The organism is Microcystis sp. M083S1, from assembly GCF_020246405.1.
In the GTDB taxonomy this organism is placed as follows: Bacteria; Cyanobacteriota; Cyanobacteriia; order Cyanobacteriales; family Microcystaceae; genus Microcystis; species Microcystis aeruginosa_C.
The window spans coordinates 39,987-63,270 of record NZ_JADBTB010000081.1 but is presented as its reverse complement, the minus strand read 5'-3'; the positions used below and the strand labels follow the sequence as shown (position 1 = coordinate 63,270).

Annotated in this window: 18 protein-coding genes and 1 pseudogene; 6 read left to right on the top strand and 13 right to left on the bottom strand. The window is 44.9% G+C overall.

Features of this window, described 5'->3' with window-relative positions:
* Together IM450_RS08185 and IM450_RS08180 are read right to left on the bottom strand one after the other, a co-directional pair.
* Positions 1-597: tetratricopeptide repeat protein (locus tag IM450_RS08185; protein WP_287665217.1), on the bottom strand; the 597-nt coding region annotated here is incomplete at its 3' end.
* Between the two features lie 692 nt (positions 598-1,289).
* Positions 1,290-1,844, bottom strand: coding sequence for a hypothetical protein (locus IM450_RS08180; RefSeq protein ID WP_287709517.1), 555 nt, complete (start codon positions 1,842-1,844; stop codon positions 1,290-1,292).
* A 49-nt stretch (positions 1,845-1,893) separates the two neighbouring features.
* Here IM450_RS08180 and IM450_RS08175 point away from each other — a divergent pair, with 49 nt between their 5' ends.
* Entirely contained in the window at positions 1,894-2,757 is an 864-nt protein-coding gene (locus tag IM450_RS08175; RefSeq protein WP_002801837.1) for a hypothetical protein, read from the top strand.
* A gap of 17 nt (positions 2,758-2,774) precedes the next feature.
* Here IM450_RS08175 and IM450_RS08170 read toward each other — a convergent pair whose 3' ends face one another.
* Both IM450_RS08170 and IM450_RS08165 read right to left on the bottom strand, forming a co-directional pair.
* Positions 2,775-4,643: a cation:proton antiporter gene (locus IM450_RS08170; RefSeq protein ID WP_287665210.1), complete on the bottom strand. Its 1,869-nt coding sequence runs from the start codon at positions 4,641-4,643 to the stop codon at positions 2,775-2,777.
* A 129-nt stretch (positions 4,644-4,772) separates the two neighbouring features.
* Positions 4,773-5,987 carry an RNA-guided endonuclease InsQ/TnpB family protein gene (locus tag IM450_RS08165; RefSeq protein ID WP_287720613.1) on the bottom strand — a complete coding sequence of 405 codons (1,215 nt, stop codon included), beginning with the start codon at positions 5,985-5,987 and terminating at the stop codon, positions 4,773-4,775.
* Positions 5,988-6,065: 78 nt separating this feature from the next.
* Between IM450_RS08165 and IM450_RS08160 the strand changes: the two are divergent.
* Positions 6,066-6,272, top strand: a pseudogene (locus IM450_RS08160) (IS200/IS605 family transposase); the annotation flags it as partial.
* Positions 6,273-6,440: 168 nt separating this feature from the next.
* On the opposite strand, the gene IM450_RS08155 reads toward IM450_RS08160, so the two are convergent.
* Positions 6,441-7,916 carry a leucyl aminopeptidase gene (locus tag IM450_RS08155; RefSeq protein WP_287666490.1) on the bottom strand — a complete coding sequence of 492 codons (1,476 nt, stop codon included), beginning with the start codon at positions 7,914-7,916 and terminating at the stop codon, positions 6,441-6,443.
* Positions 7,917-8,468: 552 nt separating this feature from the next.
* Here IM450_RS08155 and IM450_RS08150 point away from each other — a divergent pair.
* From IM450_RS08150 to IM450_RS08135, 4 genes are all read left to right on the top strand, one after another.
* The gene (locus tag IM450_RS08150) at positions 8,469-9,596 is read left to right on the top strand and encodes an aldo/keto reductase (RefSeq protein ID WP_287666487.1); all 1,128 of its coding nucleotides are present in this window, start codon (positions 8,469-8,471) and stop codon (positions 9,594-9,596) included.
* A gap of 132 nt (positions 9,597-9,728) precedes the next feature.
* Positions 9,729-10,808 (top strand): class II fructose-bisphosphate aldolase, encoded by a 1,080-nt coding sequence (fba, locus tag IM450_RS08145; protein WP_002744497.1) that lies wholly within the window; start codon positions 9,729-9,731, stop codon positions 10,806-10,808.
* Positions 10,809-10,999: 191 nt separating this feature from the next.
* Positions 11,000-12,238, top strand: a complete 1,239-nt coding sequence (gene ctpA / locus IM450_RS08140; protein WP_002801046.1) for a carboxyl-terminal processing protease CtpA — start codon at positions 11,000-11,002, stop codon at positions 12,236-12,238.
* A 278-nt stretch (positions 12,239-12,516) separates the two neighbouring features.
* Entirely contained in the window at positions 12,517-13,821 is a 1,305-nt protein-coding gene (locus IM450_RS08135; protein ID WP_287666484.1) for an ABC transporter substrate-binding protein, read from the top strand.
* Between the two features lie 566 nt (positions 13,822-14,387).
* On the opposite strand, the gene IM450_RS08130 is transcribed toward IM450_RS08135, so the two are convergent.
* The 8 genes from IM450_RS08130 to phaA all read right to left on the bottom strand — a co-directional run bounded on the left by IM450_RS08130 (position 14,388) and on the right by phaA (position 23,277).
* On the bottom strand, positions 14,388-15,575 hold the full coding sequence (locus IM450_RS08130; RefSeq protein WP_004163983.1) for an FtsW/RodA/SpoVE family cell cycle protein: 1,188 nt from the start codon (positions 15,573-15,575) through the stop codon (positions 14,388-14,390).
* A 70-nt stretch (positions 15,576-15,645) separates the two neighbouring features.
* Entirely contained in the window at positions 15,646-16,590 is a 945-nt protein-coding gene (locus IM450_RS08125; RefSeq protein WP_004163984.1) for an isoaspartyl peptidase/L-asparaginase, read from the bottom strand.
* A gap of 567 nt (positions 16,591-17,157) precedes the next feature.
* The gene (gene chlP, locus IM450_RS08120; protein ID WP_002735532.1) at positions 17,158-18,375 is read right to left on the bottom strand and encodes a geranylgeranyl reductase; all 1,218 of its coding nucleotides are present in this window, start codon (positions 18,373-18,375) and stop codon (positions 17,158-17,160) included.
* A gap of 225 nt (positions 18,376-18,600) precedes the next feature.
* Positions 18,601-19,695: a class III poly(R)-hydroxyalkanoic acid synthase subunit PhaC gene (locus IM450_RS08115; protein ID WP_159293009.1), complete on the bottom strand. Its 1,095-nt coding sequence runs from the start codon at positions 19,693-19,695 to the stop codon at positions 18,601-18,603.
* A 151-nt stretch (positions 19,696-19,846) separates the two neighbouring features.
* Entirely contained in the window at positions 19,847-20,842 is a 996-nt protein-coding gene (phaE, locus tag IM450_RS08110) for a class III poly(R)-hydroxyalkanoic acid synthase subunit PhaE (protein ID WP_002801051.1), read from the bottom strand.
* A gap of 79 nt (positions 20,843-20,921) precedes the next feature.
* Positions 20,922-21,134, bottom strand: coding sequence for a hypothetical protein (locus tag IM450_RS08105; protein ID WP_002784823.1), 213 nt, complete (start codon positions 21,132-21,134; stop codon positions 20,922-20,924).
* Positions 21,135-21,357: 223 nt separating this feature from the next.
* A complete protein-coding gene (phaB, locus tag IM450_RS08100; RefSeq protein WP_002801052.1) occupies positions 21,358-22,074 on the bottom strand; it encodes an acetoacetyl-CoA reductase PhaB in 717 nt (238 codons plus the stop codon).
* Positions 22,075-22,086: 12 nt separating this feature from the next.
* A complete protein-coding gene (phaA, locus tag IM450_RS08095; protein WP_106908858.1) occupies positions 22,087-23,277 on the bottom strand; it encodes an acetyl-CoA acetyltransferase PhaA in 1,191 nt (396 codons plus the stop codon).
* Between the last annotated feature and the right edge of the window lie 7 nt (positions 23,278-23,284).

The following is a 23,284-nucleotide window of genomic DNA, read 5'->3' as shown; positions in this document are numbered from 1 at the left end:
TTCTCCACTGCGATCGCCTACTGCCTGCAATAAGGGTAAAGCCTGTTGGTAGTAGTCTAATGCCTTCTGTTTCTCCCCTAAATCATCATAGACAGCACCAATATTACTGAGAGTAACGGCTTCCCCAGAGCGATCGCCCACTGCCCGTGATAGGGGTAAGGACTGTTGGTAGTAGTCTAATGCCTTCTGTTTCTCCCCTAAATCATCATAGACAAGACCAATATTATTGAGAAGTATGGATTCCCCCGTGGGATTGCCCACCGCCCGCCATAAGGGTAAAGCCTGTTGGTAGTAGTCTAATGCCTTCTGTTTCTCCCCTAAATCTGCATAGATACGCCCTAAACCGGTGAGGACGACGGCTTGCTCTAATTTGCTGTCGAGTTGCTGATAAAGCTTTAACGCCTGTTGCCACTTCCCTAATGCCCCCTGATAGCCTTCTAATGTTCCCAACTGGAACAATTCAAATCCTTCTTGACGTAATCGATCTGCTTCTTGACGTAAATCTGTCTGCACCAATAGGGGGGAAGCTATAACCGTCAAATGCGGCACTGTTACGACTAGCCCTAGACTGAGTAATATCCCTAAACCTGTCTTCATTGCTTCCCCTCGCCAGACTCAAATGATTCTTTATATTATCTCAATAATGTCAGTATCAGGATTTTGAGGATTGGAGGATTTTCAGGATGGGGTTGGGGGTGGGTGTCCTATTCCCTGTATCTTTTAATTATGTACTCCTTGCCAATAACCTAATCCTGTTAATCCCTTAATCCTCAATGCCAGTATCAGGATTTTGAGGATTGGAGGATTTTCAGGATAGATATAATATTCTTTATGATCCTTTAATTATCCTACTCCTTGCCAATAACCTAATCCTGTTAATCCTTTAATCCTCAATGCCAGTATCAGGATTTTGAGGATTTGAGGATTTTCAGGATAGATATAATATTCTTTATGATCCTTTAATTATCTACTCCTTGCCAATAACCTAATCCTGTTAATCCTTTAATCCTCAATGCCAGTATCAGGATTTTGAGGATTGGAGGATTTTCAGGATAGATATAATATTCTTTATGATCCTTTAATTATAGACTTTTCACAAGTCACCTAATCCTGTTAATCCCTTAATCCTCAATGCCAGTATCAGGATTTTGAGGATTGGAGGATTTTCAGGATAGATATAATATTCTTTATGATCCTTTAATTATAGACTCTTCACAAGTCACCTAATCCTGTTAATCCCTTAATCCTAAAAATCCTGATACTGATTTTTATTGACATAATTTTGGTGATTAATTTGCCCGACAACGCACCACTCCTGCCGCTTTTAACTCGCCATTAGCAAATTCTAACTGTTTCAACACATAACCATAAGCCCCTTTCTGAGTTAACTCTCTTTGCATGGCTGGAGGCAAATCTGATAAGTTAATCTCTACCTGCTTACGCTTTTGCTTTTCCACCAAACTCAAATGCTCAAAACGGCGCGGTAGAGCATAAACCGAACCACATCGCTTGTCCTCTCCCTGAATCACAATTATCGGGTTTTCGGGAATACTGATGATGGTTTCTCCCTCTAAGGTTAATTGTGTCACTTGGGCAATGGGTAGATTAAACTCCTTACCCCCTTGCTTAAAAGAAATCCGACGCTGAGGGCGATCGAACCGAGTTAACGTCACCCCCTTATAATCTCTGCCATTTTGTAACGTAATATTTGCTAATCGTGGTAAAGCCGCTTCGAGGGTGGGTGCTTGAGCGATACTAGAAACAGTCAAAAATCCCAAAAAAACTAAAGCTATACCGGATAAAATTTCTAAACGTCTGACCATAACTCGCCCTACAATGATCATCTATAATAACTTTAATTTTAGCGTTCTTTTTTAGCGTTAGTAGCCCCCTGTGACGACTCCTTCTCCCCCGACGATTCTCCTCAATCTTGCCAGTGCCGCCGGTCTCATTGGTGCGGGATTGTACTATACAGGTTGGGTCTATCGTTGGGCATACTTTGCCTATTACCAACTCGGTATCACCAGCCTCGATTTTCCGGTTGAATCCTTCTTATTACTCCCTCTTCAAGTCTTCTTTGGTACGCCTCAAAGTATTGCTAACACCCTGATTATTGCCCTTCTGATTCCTATACTTTTTCAGCTTTCCACCCTTTGTCTTGCTTTCCTTCACTGGCAATATCAACAGTGGCTAACTAGACTGAAAAATTGGCAACTGAAAAGACAAAACCAACGCAATCGCCGAAAAATACCCTATGCTCCTCGTCCCCGCTTTCAGCGTCAGTTAACCCTTCCTCTCGTCTCAGAACTGATTCTCCTGAGTTGGATTCTCTTACTCATCTTCCATCTTGCCCGGGATCAAGGTTTAAAGGATGCCCGTCGAGATGCGGTGAATCCCACTTCTACTCTCCCCGTTGTCACCCTGATTAGTGCCAAGGAACTGCTCATTTTAGGTAAAGAAGCAGGGGATCTTGACCCCAATCAGCCCCTTTTTGAAGCCCTAACGCCCGAAGATCAGCAGAGTCTCATTGGTGATCCTAATTTAGCCCGCATTATTCAACAGCGCAACCTAACCGATACGGAGCAAGATCGCGTCTGGCGATTATTACTGGAAAGAGGGGGATGGCTGTACCTTTTTCGTGCTTTACCCCAAGATGCCCCCAAAACTGAACATCCCGTACTGCTAGGTGTCGCTAAATCTAACGTCGGTCGGCAGTTGCTTATTTTAAGCCCTGAACCCGTTAAATCCACTAAATAGTATAGAACAGTCTCAAGTTATCTACTGGTGGCGATTTCCACTTCGGGTAAGATTTCTAAAGATAAACGGGTTCTGACAGTGCCGGAAAGACGTTTAAGCAGTTGCGGGCGTAAATCGCGCAGAATATAGATTAATTCGTCTCCTTTGCGCCATTCTTCCCTTTCTGTTACTACCTGTAGGGAATTATCGCGACGCAATAGTAGGGGCAGCAGTTCGCCATTTTCAATTAATTTAGTTAATCTGGTTTGTTGTTCGCTCAAATCATTGCCTTTAAAGATAGTTTTACCCAATTTAATCTGATTATCGTCTAAATACTGATTCCATTCCTTGACCGAAAAACTGGGGAGAAAAACCTGATTAACCTTATTTTTATCTGGGTTGGGGGTTCCCGCAAAGGCAGCCAACACCCGGGGAGGATGAAACTCCTCGCCGGCTCTTTGGGCTAAAACCAGATTAACCTCGCTATTATTAGTCAAAACCAGAAAAGTCCCCATGGATTCGATGCCGGCTTCTTGCAGTATTTTTGTATCAAGTCCGCTACTCTGCAGCACCGTCAAACCCTCTTCTTTTGCTTGCTGACAGGCCCTGGCATCCGTATCGATTAAAACCACGTTTTCCCCTTGTTCTTGGAATAAACAGCCGATTAAGCGACCCAGGGGATTACAACCGACGATTACTGCTCCTGTTGCCGCAGAAGAAGTGATTTTTAGCCCTTTTGCCACCCACCGCGCCGTTAATCCCTGAATAAAAACGGTCATTAAAATTGTTAAAAAGACTAAAGCTTTGATCGCTTCACCGCCATTAATACCGGCACGGGTGAGTAAAATGGCAAATAAAGAAGCTACAGAGGCGGAAACGATTCCCCTAGGGGCAACCCAAGCGATAAATAACTTATGTCGCCAATTTAGGTCACTTTTTAAGGTACACAGAGCCACACTCAGGGGACGTACCACCAGCATCAAGACTAACACCGTCAGGACGCTGCCCCAACCCAAAGCGATGACACTGGCGATCGAAAGATCTGCCGCTAGTAAAATAAACAGTACCGACACGCAAAGAGTCGTTAATTGACCCTTAAAACGCCTTAATAACCGCTCATCGGGAACAGCCGCCGCTTTTAGGACAATTCCCGCCATTACCACCGCCATTAACCCCGATTCACTGCGACTAAATTGCGATAAACCAAATAACCCCCAGACTCCCGCTAAAACCACGAGATTCTTTAACTCAAAAGTGAGAAAATTGCAAGTTTTTATAATAAAACTTAACAATCCTCCTCCAGCAATGCCGATCGCCGCCCCGATGCCTAAACGCAGGGTTAAACCGGTGATGATTTCCATGGGGCGGGCATGACTATCAATAATCGTATTTAGCACCACTACGGCTAAAATTGCGCCCACAGGGTCGATTAATACCCCTTCCCCTTCCAAAAGCGTCGCCACCCGCCGATCTACGGCTACTTGCTTCAGCAAAGGCCCGATCACTGTCGGACCAGTTACCACCACTAAAGAAGCGTAAAGAAATGCGATCGGCCAGGGAAATTCCCCCAACCAGTGGGCTGCCATACCGCCACCAATGAGAGTGATGGAAGTACCGAGGGTGACAAGATTGCGTAAACTGCCAGAAACTCGCCCTAATTCCCGTCCGCTTAGGCTTAAACCGCCTTCAAATAGGATAATCGCCACAGAGAGAGCAACAAGGACTTCTAAGCCAATTCCCAGACTTTGGGGGTGTAAAATTTCCCAACCATCGGACCCCAAAGCAATCCCAAAAATAAGCAGGAAGACAATACTGGGAACTTTCAGGTATTCGGCAATGACTTGGGCTGTAATCCCCGCCACCACAGTGATGACAATTTGCAGAGTAAGGGCGAAAGATGGATCCATGTTTAGCGATCGGTTATCGGCTATCGGTTATCGAGGCGGGGTTATGGTTGGGGTTTAATCATTCTAATTTTGACTCTCCCCCGCTAACCGCTCGCGCGGTGTAGCGGGAGATTCTCGGTTCATAGGTTTTTAACTAGATCGACCTGGTTTAACCCAGTCGATCCCCGTCAAATCGCCTCCGCGAGCGTTTTCTAACACGGTCAGTCCGACCGCGTTTTTTCCTCGGTTCTCGATTACCTTCGCTGATGCCGTGTCTCTCGGTTCAATGTGGCCGCAAGAATCACACCGGTGAACTCTTTCTGATAACGACTTTTTGCCAGTAATCGCGCCACAATTCGGACACTCCTGGGAAGTTCCGTTTTTATCGACCTTAAGATAATATTTCCCCCGTTTCCAAGCGACAAACGGTAGTATCTCGTTAATAAAACTACCGATGCCCGAATCCAGAGATTGTTTTCTAACGATCCCTCTAGACCAGGAAATGAAGTTAATATCTTCGACAAAGATATTATCAGCAAGATCACAAAGGTAATGAGCTAACTTAAAATGCCAATCTCTACGAGTATTAGACACTTTTTCGTGTAATCTCGCTATCTTATCTTGGAGTTTCAACCAATTGTTCGAGCCTTTGACTTGATGTTTCAAGCGTCTTTGTAGCAATTTAAGCTTACTCTGTACTTTCAACAAAAATCGAGGGGCTTTGATTAAATCTCCCCGTGAAGTAGCGACAAAACTCTCAATTCCCGCGTCAATTCCTAAACAGGTCTTCCCTACTGTCATATCGGGAACTAATTCCGTAGATTGGAAAGAAACCAAAACGTAAAATCCCGACGCTTTTTGGATAATTCGAGCTTGTTTAGGCTCAAACCCAGACGGGTACTCCCTAGATTTCCTAATCCGAATTTTTCCCAATTGTGGAAAATTTAAGTATTCGTCACCTAGAAAATTTTTCGAGAGCGCGGGGAAAACAAAACTTCGCATCTTTTTCTTAAATCTAGGAAAGCCGAAGCCTTTCGATTTTATATGGTCAAACGCTTTATCTACAGTTTTTAAAACTTGCTGTAAGACTTGAGCGTTAACCGTCTTTAATATCGGGTAAACTTTTTTAGCTTCCGTTAGATTTTTAGCTTGAACGAAGTAATTTGGATAGGGTTGATCCGCAGGAATTATGTACTCAGAAACTAGCGAACAGCGATCCGCAAGACACTTTCGAGAGTTTAACCAATCTTTCCGTTCCGAGAGCGCGTAATTATAAACGCTCTTACAAACATCAAGAATGTGGACAATCTCTCGTTCCTGTTTCTTGTTTACCTTTAGTTTGTACTGGTAGGTAAGCGTTATCACTGTCGTTAGTTTCGTGATGTGATGTATAGTTAAATTGTAACACTTACTGCCTAGTATATCAACTAATTACAATCATGGACCAAACTAATCGCTAACCTTAAAACAGTTAGTAGTCGCTTAATTAGACAAGAATTTCCGGATTTGGCGGCAAAGTATTTCGACAACAAACCCTATTTTTGGGCGGGAGCTTATTTCGTGGCTAGTTGTGGCGACGTTACTGTCGAACAACTAAAAAAATACGTCGAGAACCAAAACTCCCCAAAAGTGGAAAGGCTACTGCGTTAGTTTCATTCTGGTCGCGATTCATCTCCCGTTAACCGCTACGCAGTTTAACGGGAGTCCTCTCGCGACCTTGAGATAGGGGTGAGGGGTGGGGCAGATTTTTCAGGGATCGGTAAACAGTAAACAGTGAAAATACTCCTCACCTAATACCGCTTACCGCTTACCGATAACTTAATTATTGGCCATCACCCAATTAACTAGAGTGCGGACGGGAAAACCGGTGGCCCCGGAATTATTAACGCCATTTTCTTTGTCGGACCAGACGGGAGCTGCGATATCTAGGTGCAGCCAGGGAGTATTATTAATGAATTGCTTCAAAAATAAAGCGGCTGTAATGGAACCGCCGGGGCGCGGGCCAGTGTTTTTCATATCGGCAATTGGAGACTTCAGCCCCTCGAAATATTTTTCTTCTAGGGGCATCGGCCAGAATTTTTCGCCAGCTAATTTAGCGGCCTCTTGGATTTGAGCTGCGAGACTCTCATCGCTACTCCATAAACCGGCGATATCGTCCCCCAAAGCGACGACACAGGCCCCGGTTAAAGTGGCTAGATCCACGATCGCATCCACCTCTAATTTTTCCGCAAAAACCAAGCCATCGGCCAGGGTTAATCGTCCCTCGGCATCGGTGTTATTGACTTCAATGGTTTTGCCATTAGAAGCGGTTAAGATGTCCCCGGGGTGCATAGCGCGACCACTAATCATATTTTCCGTAGCCGGACAGATAAAGTGTACTTCCACTTCTGGCCGTAATTGGGCGATCGCCTTGGCCGCGCCTAGGGTGGCGGCACCACCCCCCATATCCGTTTTCATGGTTTCGATGCCGCTGCCGGCCCCTTTAATATTCAAACCGCCGGAATCAAAGGTTAAACTTTTGCCAACGATTGCTAGTTTACGTTTCGGGGTTCCTTGGGGTTTATAGATTAAATGAATGAATTTCGGGGGAATATCCGAGGCTTTGGCTACTCCTAAGAAGGCTCCCATACCCAAGCTTTCGCATTCTTCCTGTTCCAGAATATTAAGACTTAATCCGTATTCGGTGGCAATTTGCTCGGCGGTTTCTGCCATGGTTAGGGGGGTAACGGCGTTAGCGGGAGCATTGACTAATTCTCTGGCCAGAATCACCCCGGAACAGATTTGCTCGGCCTTGGCGATCGCAGATGCTTGCTCTCCTAAACCCAATAACTCGACGGTTGCTAATTTGGCTCCTTTTTCCTCCTTAGTGGACTTGAAGCGGGTATCCTGATGATTGGCCAGCAGCAGCCCTTCCGTGATTGCTCCGGCAGTGGCGGACTGATCCCCAACTACCGGTAAACTGATGGCCAGAGCTTGGCTTTTTTGTTGTTTGGCCAGACGAGCGATGGCGGCGGCCGCTAGACGCAGGGTTTGCAGGTCGAAATCGGCAGTTTTTCCCAATCCCACCAGGATTAATTTGCGAATCGGACCCCCACCACCTAGACGAGTCGCCGCACTACTGCCTAATTTTCCCTCGAATTCCGTCTCGGAGATGAGATCCTCTAGGGTTCCCCCCAGTTTATCGTTCAATTCTGCCAATTCTCCTGCAATCTCTACGGCTCTTTCTGGTAAACCTAGGGCTAAAGTATCTCCTGTCCAAGTAAGGAGCGAGGTGTCAGTCGATCGAATATCCATTCTTTATCTCGATAATTCTTTGCAAAATGCTTCTATATAATCACTATACTGTAAGCTCTATCAGTGGCTGTCTTATTCTTTGTGTGATAAGTTTAACTTATATAGTAGTGATCGATCTCTGTGTCCTTTGTGTCTGGAGTGGTTCGTTCCACTCACTCGCCCATAAGACTGTATCTTAACGTCAGTTCGGGATAAGGGAATTTTGCCATAGCTTCCACGAAAGAATAGGAGTTTCAGGCTACGGTAGCATCAGGGTTTTAGCTTATCCCGAACTGAGGTTACCTACTTAGGGTTTGCGGCAAAAAGTTTTTCGTGGGGGCAGGGTGTGGGGTGTAGGGTGTAGGGTGTAGGGTTTTAGCGATTTTCAGGGGGTCAATTACCTAATTTTCAGGGAAAAAGTGCCTAAACTTCCCCCCGATCACCCCAGTGTCTGGCACTTTTTGATGGGAAAAAAGTCTAAAATTCTTATCCAACAAGGTTTTTAGATTTATTCAGCAAGCCCTACTTAACTGATAACTGGTAACTGATAACTGATAACTGATAACTGAATCAATGCGTTATCGACGATTTGGCCGTACTAATTGGCAATTTTCGCTGTTTTCCCTGGGGACAATGCGCTGTTTGTCCTCAGAGTCGGTATTTGCCGCAACACTCGATCGCGCCTTAGAATTGGGGATTAATCACCTAGAAACGGCCAGAGGTTACGGTAATAGCGAAGTTTTTCTCGGTCGCTACCTGCAGCGTCAAGGAGTGCGGGAGCGGGTTTATCTGACCACGAAATTGGTTCCCACTCCCGATCGCCAAACTATGGAAAAAGCGATCGGCGAATCCCTAGAACGATTACAATTAAATTACCTCGATTGTCTAGCAATTCACGGTATTAACACCCGCGAGCATTTAAACTGGATTAAAGACCCGCAAGGCTGCATGAAAGCCGTTTTTATGGCCCAAGAAGCTGGAAAAATCGGTCATATTGGCTTTTCTACCCATGCACCCCTAGAAATTATTCTCGAGACGATCAATACAGATTTCTTCGCTTTTGTCAATATCCATTACTATTTTTTTTGGCAAAGACAGCAACCAGCGATCGCTTTAGCCCAAGCAAAGGACATGGGTGTGTTTATTATCTCCCCTGCTGATAAGGGAGGTAATCTCCACAGACCTCCCAAGAAGCTAGAGGAATTATGCGCCCCTTTTTCACCCCTAGAGCTAAATTATCGCTTTTTATTGAGCGATCCGCGCATTACTACCCTCAGCGTCGGGGCAGCGATACCAGAGGAATTAGAGGCAATTATTAACGTATGCGAAGAAGATCAGCCCCTAGATGCGGCAGAAATTGCCGTTTTTAAGCGTTTAGAGACACATTTAACCGATAAATTGGCTACAGATTTATGTAGCCAATGTTATCAATGTTTACCCTGTCCTGAAAATATTAATATCCCCGAAGTGTTGAGACTGCGGAATCTGGCAGTAGCTTACGAAATGACCGATTTTGGCCAGTATCGCTATCGAATGCTGGAAAATGCCGGTCATTGGTTCCCCGGACGCAAGGCCAATAATTGTACTGAATGTGGTGATTGTTTACCTCGCTGCCCGGAAAAATTGCCGATTCCCAGTCTGTTATTTGATACACACGAACTACTCAACGGACCAGCGCAACGGAGATTGTGGTCATCTTAGGACGAAACTGGGAAAAATTTTTTTTGGGGATCGTCAAAGTGTAAAAACTATCTTAAGATTAACAGGTAAGAGAATTAACTTTCTTGAATTTAAAGAGACAAAAAACAAGAAATAGATTAAGGAGTAAAGGATATGGCACTCGTCCCCATGCGGTTATTGTTGGATCACGCGGCTGAGAACGGATATGGCATCCCCGCTTTTAACGTAAATAATATGGAGCAGATCCAAGCGATCATGCAAGCGGCGGCAGCCACCGACAGCCCCGTTATCCTACAAGCTTCTCGCGGTGCGCGCAAATATGCAGGGGAAAACTTCCTGCGTCACTTGATCACCGCCGCGGTGGAAACCTATCCTCATATCCCCATCGTGATGCACCAAGATCACGGTAATGAACCCGCCACCTGCTATTCGGCGATCCGTAACGGTTTCACCAGCGTCATGATGGATGGTTCCTTAGAAGCGGATGCTAAAACTCCCGCCACCTACGAGTATAACGTTAACGTTACTGCTGAAGTAGTAAAAGTTGCCCACTCGATCGGTGCTAGTGTGGAAGGGGAACTCGGTTGTTTAGGTTCCTTAGAAACCGGTAAAGGAGAAGCAGAAGACGGTCACGGTTTTGAGGGAGAATTAGATCACTCGATGCTGTTAACCGATCCCGATGAAGCGGTGGATTTCGTCGAAAGAACCCAAGTAGATGCTTTAGCAGTAGCCATTGGTACTAGCCACGGCGCTTACAAATTTACCCGCAAACCCACCGGCGAAATTCTCGCTATTAGCCGTATTGAAGAAATTCATAACCGCTTACCCAATACTCACTTGGTCATGCACGGTTCTTCCTCGGTTCCTGAAGATCTCCTCGAATTAATTAACCAATTCGGTGGCGCTATCCCTGAAACCTACGGTGTTCCCGTGGAAGAAATCCAAAAAGGCATCAAGAGTGGTGTGCGTAAAATCAATATCGACACCGACTGCCGTTTAGCAATTACTGCCGCAGTTCGTGAAGCACTATTCAGCAACCCGAAAGAGTTTGATCCCCGTTTCTTCCTGAAACCCTCGATCACCTATATGCAGAAAGTTTGTGCCGATCGCTATCAACAATTTGGTACCGCCGGTAACGCCAGCAAAATCAAACAAATGTCCCTCGATGACTACGCAGCCAAATATGCTAAAGGGCAATTAACCCAAGTCAGCAAAAAAGTTGTGGCTGTCTAGTGGCTGAACAATTAAGCGATCGCTTAATAGCGCCGATCTAGTAGAATTTTTTGGGGTAGTTAACCATAACTACCCTCTTTTTTATGGCAATGCCTTCAAGGGAAAGAGTTACCAGATAAGAATCGATTTCAGAGAAAAGACTATACTGAAAATAATCAGCAGATCAGCACTGGATTTATAAGAGAAGCAAGATGAGAAAAAAATCGTTGTGGGCGGGATTATTGGTGGGATTTTGGTTTTGTCTGACTTGGATGGCATGGACACCCACAGCAGCCGCCTTTAGCGAAGAACAAAAATTACTACTACAATCTTGGCGATTAGTCAACCAATCTTATTATGATGACACCTTTAATCATCAAAACTGGTGGCAGGTGCGGGAACAATTCATCAAAAAACCCCTTAACGATCGGACGGCGGCCTATAATGCGATCGAACAGATGTTAGCCACTCTCGATGAACCCTTTACCCGTCTCTTGCGACCGGATCAATACCATAACCTACAAATTAGCACCACGGGGGAATTATCGGGGGTAGGACTGCAAATTAATATCAATCCCGACAATGGTTACTTAGAAGTGGTTGCCCCCCTTGCCGGTTCTCCTGCCGAGGCCGCTGGTTTGACTAGCCACGATCGCATTTTGTTTATTGATGGCATCGATACCACTACTTTAACTCTCGATGCGGCGGCGGCCAAAATGCGCGGAACCCCCGGAACAGAAGTTTCCTTAGTCATTCTTCCCGATCAAAAAAGTCAACCAAAAACCCTATCTTTAACCCGTCAACGCATTTCTTTAAGTCCAGTGGTGGCGGTTTTAGATAAAAATTCTAGTTCCTTGCCCATCGGTTATGTGCGCTTAAATCAATTTAGTGCTAACGCTGCCAAAGAAGTCTCGGAAGCGGTGACGAACCTACAAAAACAAGGGGCCAAGGGTTATATTTTGGATCTAAGAAATAACCCCGGTGGTTTACTGCAAGCGGGCATAGAAATCGCTCGGATGTGGATTAATCAGGGAACGATCGTTTATACGGTTAATCGCGAGGGAATTGCCGATAGTTTTGCCGCTGCTGGCAATGCTTTAACCGACTCGCCTTTAGTGGTTTTAGTCAATCAGGGAACCGCCAGCGCCAGCGAGATTTTAGCTGGAGCATTACAGGACAATCAACGAGGGGTTTTAGTGGGAGAAAAGACTTTCGGTAAGGGATTAATTCAGTCCCTATTCGAGTTACCCGATGGGGCAGGATTAGCGATTACCGTGGCGAAATATGAAACTCCCGCTCACCATGATATTCATAAGTTAGGAATTATGCCGGATCAAGTGGTGGCACAGGAACCGATCACCTATCAGGAAATCGGCACCGAAAAAGATAGTCAATACCAAACGGCAATTCAGTTTTTAAACCAGAACACCGTTTTAGCCAAAGCTTCCTAAGTGGGTTTACTGAAAAAGTTTGTTGGTGGGGCAGGATTCAGGAGATTATTTTTACTTATTATCCCCACTACCCCGCTCCCTGCTCCCCACTTCATAATTCATAATTCATAATTTATAATTCCCACGGCATAAATCGAACAAATTAGCCATTTTTTCCATCAATATCTAAATTAAGATGAAAACCTGTTTGATTTGGAGAGAATGCTAACATCGATTAGAATTTTCCCAGTCCGGGTTTTTCAGCCTTGCAACCTTAACTCATCCTTGATTTTACTGCCATGCAGAGATATATTCGATCGCCCCTAGCCCTAACCCTGAGCATCAGCCTGTTAGCTAATTTTTTAACCGCTTGTAATAATGCCCAAACCCCCGATAACACTGCCTCTAGTCCCACCACCACTACCCCCGGTGATCAAGGCTTAAAATTAGGGGCTTTACTGCCCATTACCGGAGATTTAGCCGCTATTGGTCAAAATATGCCCGAAGCGTCTGCCCTAGCGGTAGAGACTATCAATGCCTGTGGTGGAGTCAATGGCAAACCCGTCACCCTCGTGAAAGAAGATGACCAAACCGATCCCGCCGCCGGTGCTTCAGCGATGACGAAACTAGCGGAGGTGGATAAAGTAGCCGGTGTGATCGGTTCCTTTGCCAGTAGCGTCTCAGGAGCAGCCGTCGATGTGGCGGTGAGAAAGAAAGTTATGTTAGTCTCTCCGGGTAGCACCAGTCCTGTATTTACTGACAGGGCGAAAAAAGGCGATTTTAAAGGTTTTTGGGCGCGGACGGCTCCCCCGGACACCTACCAAGCTCAAGCTTTAGCAGTCCTAGCTAAGAAAAAGGGTTTTCAAAATGTGGCCACCGTCGTGATCAATAACGATTATGGAGTGGGATTTGAACGGGAATTCGTGAGCGCTTTCGATAAATTAGGCGGCACTATCACTAATAAGCAAAATCCCGTCCGTTATGACCCGAAAGCTGCCACTCTCGATAGTGAAGCGGCGGCTGCCTTCGCTAACCAACCGGATGCTGTAGCGGCAGTCCTTTACGCTGAAACGGGCAGTTTATTACTACAAGCGGCCTATAAACAGGGATTGACCAAAGGAGTTACTGTCCTCCTCACCGATGGGGTTTTTTCGGAAGATTTCACCAGACAGGTGGGGAAAGGAACCGATGGTAAGTCAATTATTGCTGGGGCCCTAGGCACTGTCCCCGGGGCCGACGGTCAAGCTTTAAGCGCTTTTACTAGCCTCTGGAAAGAAAAGACCGGCAAGGATGTCACTGCTTTTGTTCCCCATACTTGGGACGCGGCGATTTTATTGATGTTAGCAGCCGAGGCGGCTAAATCTAACACCGGGGAAGGGATTCAAAGCAAGATTCGTGAGGTGGCTAATGGACCTGGGACGGAAGTAACCGATGCTTGTCAAGCTATGGAAATGATTCGCAAAGGCGAAGATATTAACTATCAGGGGGCCAGTGGTAATGTGGATATCGACGAAAATGGCGATGTGGTCGGTAGTTACGATGTCTGGACTGTTAAGGATGACGGGACTCTCAAGGTTATTGATAAGGTGACACCTAATCAGTAATCAGTAATCAGTGATCAGTAATCAGTAATCAGGAGATTGTTTTTATTTATTCTCTCTGCTCTCCTTCTCCCCTCTCTCCCCCAACACCCACGAAGTCCGTTGACAGCAGCATACTTTGTGCTTTTTGTCAAAAAAACTTTTTTTTTGCAATAAAACTACACAAAAAAAAGATCATCGTTGTGGGTGAAATTGACTCATTTACCTGTCTTAATGAGGATTACCTTCTAGGTGTGGCAAGGGTTTCAACCATTGCGGCCCGAAAAAGCACAGAAAAACCCATTATGAAATTCAGTAAAATCGCTGTAACCATCATAACATCGTTGTTAAATAAAAATCTTTCTCAATTAATTTTTAAGAATTTGTAAATATTGCGGAATGTTAATTTAAATATTCTCAAGTTTGTGGAGTTAATCAATAATTTTTGCTTATCTTTGTCGAACATTGGGTTAGGAGTCGGTCGTCAGGAGATAAGGTGTTAGGGTTTTGGGGTGATAGGGTGATAGGGTGATAGGGTGATGAGACAGCTTCCCCACTTCATAATTCATAATTCATAATTCCCACCCCCCTTACTGATGACTGAAAACCGAGACAGTTTTCTGAGGACTTTTTTTACTGGTGGGAACTGGATCGGGGTCATTTTCTTCCCTAGCGACGCGGATTAAGAGGGCTGCTAAAAAGAGACTGGCTAAACTGGAACTGCCGCCATAACTAAAGAAAGGGAAAGGTAAGCCAGTAGTGGGTAAAGAACCAGTGGCCACACCGATATTTAACAGAGATTGACCGATTAAAATAACCATCGCCCCGATCGCCACTAATTTTTTGATGCGATGACGACATTTAACCGCCACGATTAGAGCGAGAGTAGCGTAGAGAAATAGCATAATTAACAGTAAAATACCGCCAATAAAACCAAATTCCTCGCCAAAGACAGCGAAAATAAAATCCGTATCTGGGAAGGGTAGATAAAATAATTTTTGTTGGGATAAACCGTAACCGCTGCCAGTGGTTCCGCCAGAACCGATCGCCAGTAAACTCTGCACTAATTGATAACCATCACCCCGGGGATCCTGCCAGGGGTCTAAGAAAGATAAAATCCGTTTTCTCTGGTATTCGCGGAAAGTAACACTGACCACGGCCATAGTTAAACCCAGTAAAGCGGTGCTGGTCATGTAGGATAAAGGCAGACCGGAGGCAAGAGCGATCAGCCAGAGAGTTATACCACACAGAGCAGTGGTACTCAAGTTAGGTTGTAAGAGGATGCCCGCTAGAATTAGGCCAAAAATAGCAATCCAAGTTAACCGTTGATTGACATTTAAACGCGGCCATCCACCGAAAACCGCCGCTCCTTGCAGGACGAGAAACGGTTTCATAAATTCCGACGGTTGCAAGAGAATCGGCCCGATTTTAATCCAACGGGTGGCACCATTGATATTAGCTCCCAAACCGGGGATGAGAGTGATCAAAATTAATCCTAAAACTAATAAAATCATCCAGGGTGCAATTTTGAGGAGTTTCTCGATCGGCAATCGCACCAGGAAATTAAAGCCAATTAAGCCAATCCAAAGCCAGATTAATTGGCGGATAAAATAGTATAGTCCGTTATCAAAACGACTGTCAGCCAGAGCGTAGGAAGCGGAAAAAAGCACCACTAACCCGACTGACAGCCACAAAAAAGTCATCCAGCGCAATAATCGCGCTTCGGCTGACCAGTTTTTCACATCGGGGTCAAAAATAGGAATAATGTATTGCCACACGGAGATTTTCGAGAAGAAGTATCTTGCAGAGATTAACCGAAAAGACTAGGCTCGATCGCGGTTTGTTCCACTATCCGACGGCGACATGACCGATTAAACCCACATTTTCACCGTGCCATTCTAGGGTATCACCGATCGCCTGACCGTCGTGATAGGCAGCCAAGAGAATTTCCGCCGTTTTTCCCCAAACAATATTCCCCTGACGATCAAGGGAAATCATGCCCAGATCCCGACCATTAGTTTGGGATTCGTGCATGGACTTCTCCACGGCAGCGGCGAGGGAAAAACCATCGGTGACGCGAATGACTACCTTAGCGGCTAAACACTCATCGATAATATCTTCCCCGACCCCCGTACAACTTACTCCGGCCCATGGATTGGCATAATTGCCGGCCGGCATGGCACTGTCACTAACGCGACCAATTCTTTCTAATCCCTTACCTCCGGTAGAAGTTCCGGCGGCGATGTCTCCTTGTTGATCAAGGGCCACCACCCCGATAGTTCCCCGTCGTGCTGACGAATCGGCGAATAAACGGGCCATTTTGCGATTAAAATTCGTCTTTCTTTCCTCCATCCATTCTTGAATCCGATAATCGGTGAGGGGATCATAGAGGGGAATTTGTAATTCTCGGGCCAGATCTGCAGCCCCAATTTCCGAGAGAATGCGATCCTCTTGACTTTGGAGAAAGTGGGCTAGGCTAATGGGATTCTGTACCCGCGAGACGTTAATGACACCGCTTAAACGCTGATGACGACCATCCATCAAGGCTGCACTCATTCGCACCTGACCGTCCGATTGCACCACCGAACCAGTCCCAGCATTAAATCGCGGTTCATCCTCCAGTAACATACATCCTTTTGTCACCGCCTCCACAGCACTAGCACCATTGTCAAGGAGGTTGTAAATATTCTTAACAATCCCCCGGAGAGAATCGCGCACTGATTCTAAACCACCTTTATCCTCTAGGGAACTCGCTCCCCCATGAATAATTAACTTCGGATTTACTCTGGTCATCGAAAAATTGAGTCCGAAACCCCGTCTTTTGAGGACGGCTTTACCATTAAATAGTAGCGCATTTACACCATCTATCTTGACTTCCCCTTTAACAAAAGGGCATAAACTGTACTGTAGGAGGGATTAAGAGAATTTCTGATGCTCCGTTACTGGGTATAAATCAAGGAAACTTTTTATAAATCTAACTCTTTCTATTACAGAGAAGTCGGTCGAGTTATTTGAGACAAACGATAACTTCTCTCTCTAATCCTACATTTTATTATATTCAAGCAAATCGTCCCCAAGTCCTCCAACAAAGTCCGAAAACTATGCACAGGTATGTTCTCTTGATTCCGTTTTTTCTCTCTTTAGACTGAGGGGATTAACTGCGACTGGCTTTAATCATATTAAGAGAACTATCATCAATTTTTTCATCCTCAAAGAGGATCGGATATTGAGAAGAAATAGCAAAATATCAAATATTTTTTCGACATTTTTATTTGAATTAGAGAAGACAGGAAGGGACAACCCAAAAGAAAACCCAACCACCGCCATGGGAAGATTGGGTTTTCTGGTTATCAATGGATTTTAAGGGGCCAAAGCGTTACCGCGCAGGAGAGAACCGATGGTTTTAGCGGTAATCTTCATCTGTACGAGAGGATTAGCGGGAACAACGGTTTTATAGAGATAACTGTCAAAAGTCATCTTCTGTACATCCTTATCGGAACACATTTCCACAAAAGCTTCCCGGGTGGCATCGGTACGGTAGAAAACCCGTTGCAGAATATCTAATACCAGATAGGTCATACCGTATTTCTTGTCCCAACGCTTGAGGTAGAGTTTTAACTCGTCCTCTGTGGGAATACGTTGGCCGCCGTTGGTGACTTCGACAATGGTTTCGGCACACATCCGCGCCGATTTAGCGGCGAAATAGATGCCTTCTCCCGAAGACTTAGTAACTGTTCCCGCAGCATCACCTACGAGGGCCACGCGACCAACTACACGACGAGGACGGGGATGTTCGGGGATGGGGTGAGCCTCCACGCGGATGATTTCGCCCCCTTCCAGACGACGGGCTGCGCGAGCGCGAATACCAGCTTGTAGGTCTTTAATCATGGCTTTATTGACCTTCATTGTGCCAGTACCGACGGCGACGTGATCGTATTTGGGGAATACCCAAGCGTAGAAGTCGGGGGATACGTCTTTTCCTACATACATTTCGGCCAGATCTTCGTAGTAGGCCATTTTATCTTGGGGGAGACGGATGCGTTCTTGGAAAGCGATCGCATAGTTGTAATCCCCGGCATCAATAGCTTTAGCAATGCGAGAATTAGCACCGTCGGCGCCGATAACCACATCCACCTTCAGAGATTTCATTTCCCCTTGGGAATTGCCGTGGGAGTGATCGGCGTAGTGTAGGGTATAGGGATCGGTGCTATTGGTGGGAATGTCGAGACCGTAAACGGTTCCGTTGATTAAATGCGCTCCTAATTTATGGGCGCGTTCTCTCATAAAACCGTCGAGGACTTCCCGACGACACATTCCGATATATTCGTCTTGATTATCGAGATTAATATCGACTTCGACGTTAGAGGGGGAGATCATTTTCATTTTTCTCACCCGGCGATCGATAATTTCAGGAGGTAGGTCAAATTCGCTCACCATACAGAGAGGAATCGCTCCACCACAGGGTTTAGCATTATCTAATTTGCGTTCAAATAAATAGGTTTCAATGCCTGCTTTAGCTAATGTTTCTGCCGCCGAAGAACCGGCCGGCCCTGAACCCACAACAGCGACTCTTAACACTCAGGTTTTCTCCTACATACTTACGAGCGAGTACGCTTTGCAGTGTACCACAGGGGTTTAGCCGAAAGGAACGATATCCTCCGATTCTGCCCGATCTTGCAACAGTGCTTAACATCCTCTGTTACAAAAGTTTATTTTACTGCCCGTAGATGTTTTTTTATCGATGTGTTGTATTGTGTTACACCCCTCTCCCAAACTGGGAAAAGGGGATAGCTGCGAGGATTGTTAACCTCTTGCTTTCAACCAATCAGTAATAGCGGGGGGTAAATCCCGTTGCACTTTGCCACTGACATACATTCCGATATGTCCGACCGGGAAAGCACAAGCGGTATAGTCAGAAGTACCGATATAATTCCCTAAAGCGAGGGAAGAAGCGGGAGGGACAAGGTGATCTTTATCCGCATAAAGATTGAGAATTGGCATGGTCAGATTGTGTAAATCTACCCGTTTATCTCCTAACATCACTTCCCCTTTAATCAGTTTATTTTGCTGATAGAAATCCTTGAGAAACTGTCGATAGGATTCTCCCGCTTGGTCAGGACTATCAAAAATCCATTTTTCCATACGCAGAAAATTAACTAATTTTGATTCGTCTTCCATGATGTCAGGAAAATCAAGGTATTTCTGATAACCTAACTGTAAAGGTTTCAATTCCAGAAACTCTAAGTTGAGAAAATCTCCCGGGATATTGCCCATAGCATCTACCATTAAATCGATGTCTAATGCTTCGGAACCCAAGGAACACCCCCCCCGCATATTTAAGAGGGTCTCGGTTTGATAAAAGTCCACCGGTGTCACCATTGTCACCAGATTTTTTATCTTATCGGGATAGAGGGAACTATAGCATAAACTAAAGGTTCCCCCCTGACAGATTCCTAACAGATTAATTTTGTCGAGATGATGACTTTGACGAATAAAATCGACGCAATTATCGACATAACCATTGATATAATCATCAAGGGTTAACCAGCGATCGCTTCTGGTGGGATATCCCCAATCAATTAAGTAGATATCTAAGCCTAATTTCAGCAGATTTGCTACTAAAGAACGCCCTTCCTGTAAATCTACCATGTAGGGACGATTGACCAAAGCATAAACCATCAACAAGGGAATCTCGAAGGGTTTTTCGACCACGGGTTTAAAGTGGTAGAGAATGATTTTATCTTCCCGATAAACTGCTTCTTTTTCCGAGACTCCACACTGAATATCTTCTTCTTTAACTCGTTTGAGATTGTCTAGACCTTTGAGATTTTTCTGAGTTAATTCTAGATAATCTTGGGTAAAATCTTCCAGTTTCACTTGCGTCAAAAATGGCCACATAATTTAATTCTCCTAGAAAAGTGGGGATTTTTCAGTGAGCAGTGAACAGTAATCAGTGAAAAGAAAGTTCCGAAGTTTTCACCTAACACTATATACTGAAAACTGCAATCCTATAACTGATAACTGATAACTGATTGTCAAGCACAATTAACTAATTGTTACTTTCTATTTCTTTTTTTTCTCCTAAAGCTTTTTTGAGACTTTTTACCTCTTTGCGTAATTCATAGATAGTCCGATGAATTTCATCGACTTCGCTGCGGGTAGGCAGATTCATTGAGCGCAGGTAAATTTCCATTAAATCCTGCTGTTTGAGGCGATAATCATTGAGGGAATTAATAAATTTTCCCCTTACTTTTAGGTTTTCTGGTTGACAAAAAGCCTTTTCAAAAATATCATCAGCGACGACACTCCACACATCTTGAAATTCTCGCCAATCCTTAACAGGTTGACCTTTTTCTGCTAAGAAAACTAATTTTTTAGTTAAAGCTTCAAAGGATTTAACTTGAATATCAGCCAGCACAATTTGATAGTTAATACTAGCTTGATAAAGAACGCGCCAAGTTTCAAAACTATCGAGTAATTTGCGGTTAAATTCTCGTGGCAATCCCAATAAAGGCATCTGTAACCATTGGCCAAAAGTCTCATCATAAAACTTCTGCCAATAGATATTATTGAGTTCGATCAAGGAAGAAGTGTTACCTAACCAAGCTTTGGTTATTGTGTCATTTGACAGCACGAAAGGATCGAACCATAAATGATTGAGACTTTGTAATTGTTGCAGGTAAATTGTCCATAGTTGACTGACATCTTGACTACTTTGGGAAGTGGTAGTAGTAAAACTATTCAGTTGACCGCGCATCTGTTGGGTATAATTATCTAAAATTGTTTGCCAGTCTTCTCCTGTTTGCATTTTCGGGAAGATACTTTCCCAAGCTTCCACCGATAATTTTAGGAATTTGATCAATAAATCCCGATTATCAAAATAGCGCTGGGTTGCCTGTTGTAATTCTGGTTTAATATTGCCCATAGGAGTCGGTATCGCTCCCATCATATCAAACCAACTTGACCACATTTTTGCCCCGGTTTCTGTCCAAAGATTGACGTAATCGGTGGCCATCTCACTCCAAGCTTGTGTCGGTTTATCCATTATTTTTGCCCTTTTCCTTTAACTCTAATTTCGCTAGTTTACTAACCCACCCTACACCCGATAACTGATAACTGATAAGTCATATTTTTCCAGACTTGGCAATTTTTGCTAGTAATCTTAACGCTTCATTGACTGAGGCTGAATCCTGAAAAATTTCCGCCACATCGGGATCGAGAATTATCACATTACTAGCCTGTCGATAAGCTTGATAATATTTGCCACGAATACCACCAGAAAAGTCATATTCAGTTCGCATCTCGTCATTAACCGTTTCTTCAGACTCCTGATTCATAATTTTTTCTCTCCTATTTACTAGCTAAACCGGCGCTAAATAACGGAGGCAAGGAGCAGGAGGCCGTTTTTGTAATGGGGATTTATGCCCCGCTCCAAAAACTTTTCACCTTAAGGCGAGGTTTTAGACCCGATTTTTTCGATAACAAACACATTTTCCATCTTTGAATTAGATAACTGATAACTTACCCACTGATAACTGATAACTGATAACTGATAACTGATTAAGTGTGATGGGCCCCATTAACTCTGAGGACTTCTCCAGAGACATAACTGCTGGCAATAGGAGAGAGTAAATAGGCAGTTGCCCAGGCGATATCTGCGGGTTCACCGAAGCGACGACAGGGAATTTCGGCGGTGATTTTATCGCGAACCTTATCGGGAATCGCTAAAGTCATTTCCGTGTTAATAAACCCCGGTGCGATCGCATTGGCGCGAATATTATAACGGGCAGCTTCTCGCGCTAGGGATTTGACTAAACCGATAACTGCCGCTTTTGTGGCTGCGTAATTAGTTTGGCCGGCATTACCGCGATCACCGGAAATAGAACTAATACAAACGATCGATCCCGCTTGTCGTTCGTACATTCCCTCAATAAACGGCTTAATCGTGTGATTAACCCCTTTTAGGTTGACATTAATCACTAAATCCCAATCTAGCGGCGTTAATTTAGCGAAAAAGTTATCTCTGGTAATCCCCGCGTTAGCGACGATACCGTAAACCGGTCCCAATTCCGCTTCAATTTGTTGAGCTGCCGCTTCCATGGATTCCAACTTAGTCACGTCGGCGACAATGCCTAAACCCTGGGGATTATCGGTGACTAAATCCGTGTAAGCCACCTTGGCCCCCAATTCTATCAAAAGAGAGACAATAGCCGCCCCAATGCCTCGATTTCCGCCGGTAACGACGATAACTTTCTCCTCTAGTCCGAGAGATACCATAGCTTTTTCCTCCTAAACTCTTTCAATTGCGATCGCTGTTCCGCCACCGGTCCCATGACAGATGGCCCCCATACCGAGGGTTTTATCCTGTACTTTCAACGCGTTAATTAACGTCACCAGAATTCGCGCTCCGGAAGCGCCGATGGGATGACCCAATGCGATCGCACCACCGTGAACGTTTTGTTTTTCCCTCGCTAACCCCAGATCCATCTCAAACAGGAGATTATTTAAAGCAAAAGCTTCGTTATTTTCCACTAAATCGAAATCTTCGATCGTTTTATCTAAAGATGATAGTAATTTTTTCACCGCTAGGACGGGGAACTCTGGAAAGCGATCAGTTTTTCCAGCACCCACAGCACCGCCAAGGATTTTGGCAATTGGTTTTAAACCGTACTGATCCACAGCTTTTTGACTGGCTAAAAGGATAGCGGCAGCCCCATCGGAAATCTGACTACTATTGCCTGCGGTTAAAACTCCCGACGGGTTAAAAGCTGGCCGCAGTTTTCCTAAACCTTCTGGGGTACTATCGGAACGAATACCCTCATCTTGAGCGATAATTGTGGAACCTTTCTTAGATTTAAGTTCAATTGGCACGATTTCGCCGTTAAACCAGCCTTTTTCTGTGGCTGTGGCCGCTCTTTGGTGGGATAAGGCGGCAATTTCATCTAATGCTTGCCGAGAGACACCGCGATCGAGACAGAGGCGATCAACTTGGGAACCCATGCCCTCAGTCGTGGTAGCATCGGTTAAGCCATCGTGCAGTAATAAATCCGTTAATTGTTCCGGCGCACCCATAAGGAATTTATAACCCCACCGGGCCCGATGGGAGAGAAAAAAGCCAGTTTGGGACATGGATTCAATACCACCAGCGAGGACGAGATCCGCTTCTCCGGCGCGAATTGAGGTGGCAGCGTTACTAACGGCAATCATTCCCGAAGAACAAACCATATCCACCCGATATCCGTCCACGCTTACGGGAATTCCCGCTTTAATCGCCGCTTGTCGGGGAATTAACTGACCATGACCCGATCCCAAAACATTGCCGAAAATGTACAAATCTAGGGCTTCTGGGGGCAAATTAGCGATTTCTAGGGCGGATTTCATCACTGTTGCCCCTAAATCCGCCGGGGATAATCCCATTAATCCCCCACCAAAACGACCAATTGGAGTCCGGACAGCGGCCACGATATAAACTTCTTGCATAGACTTC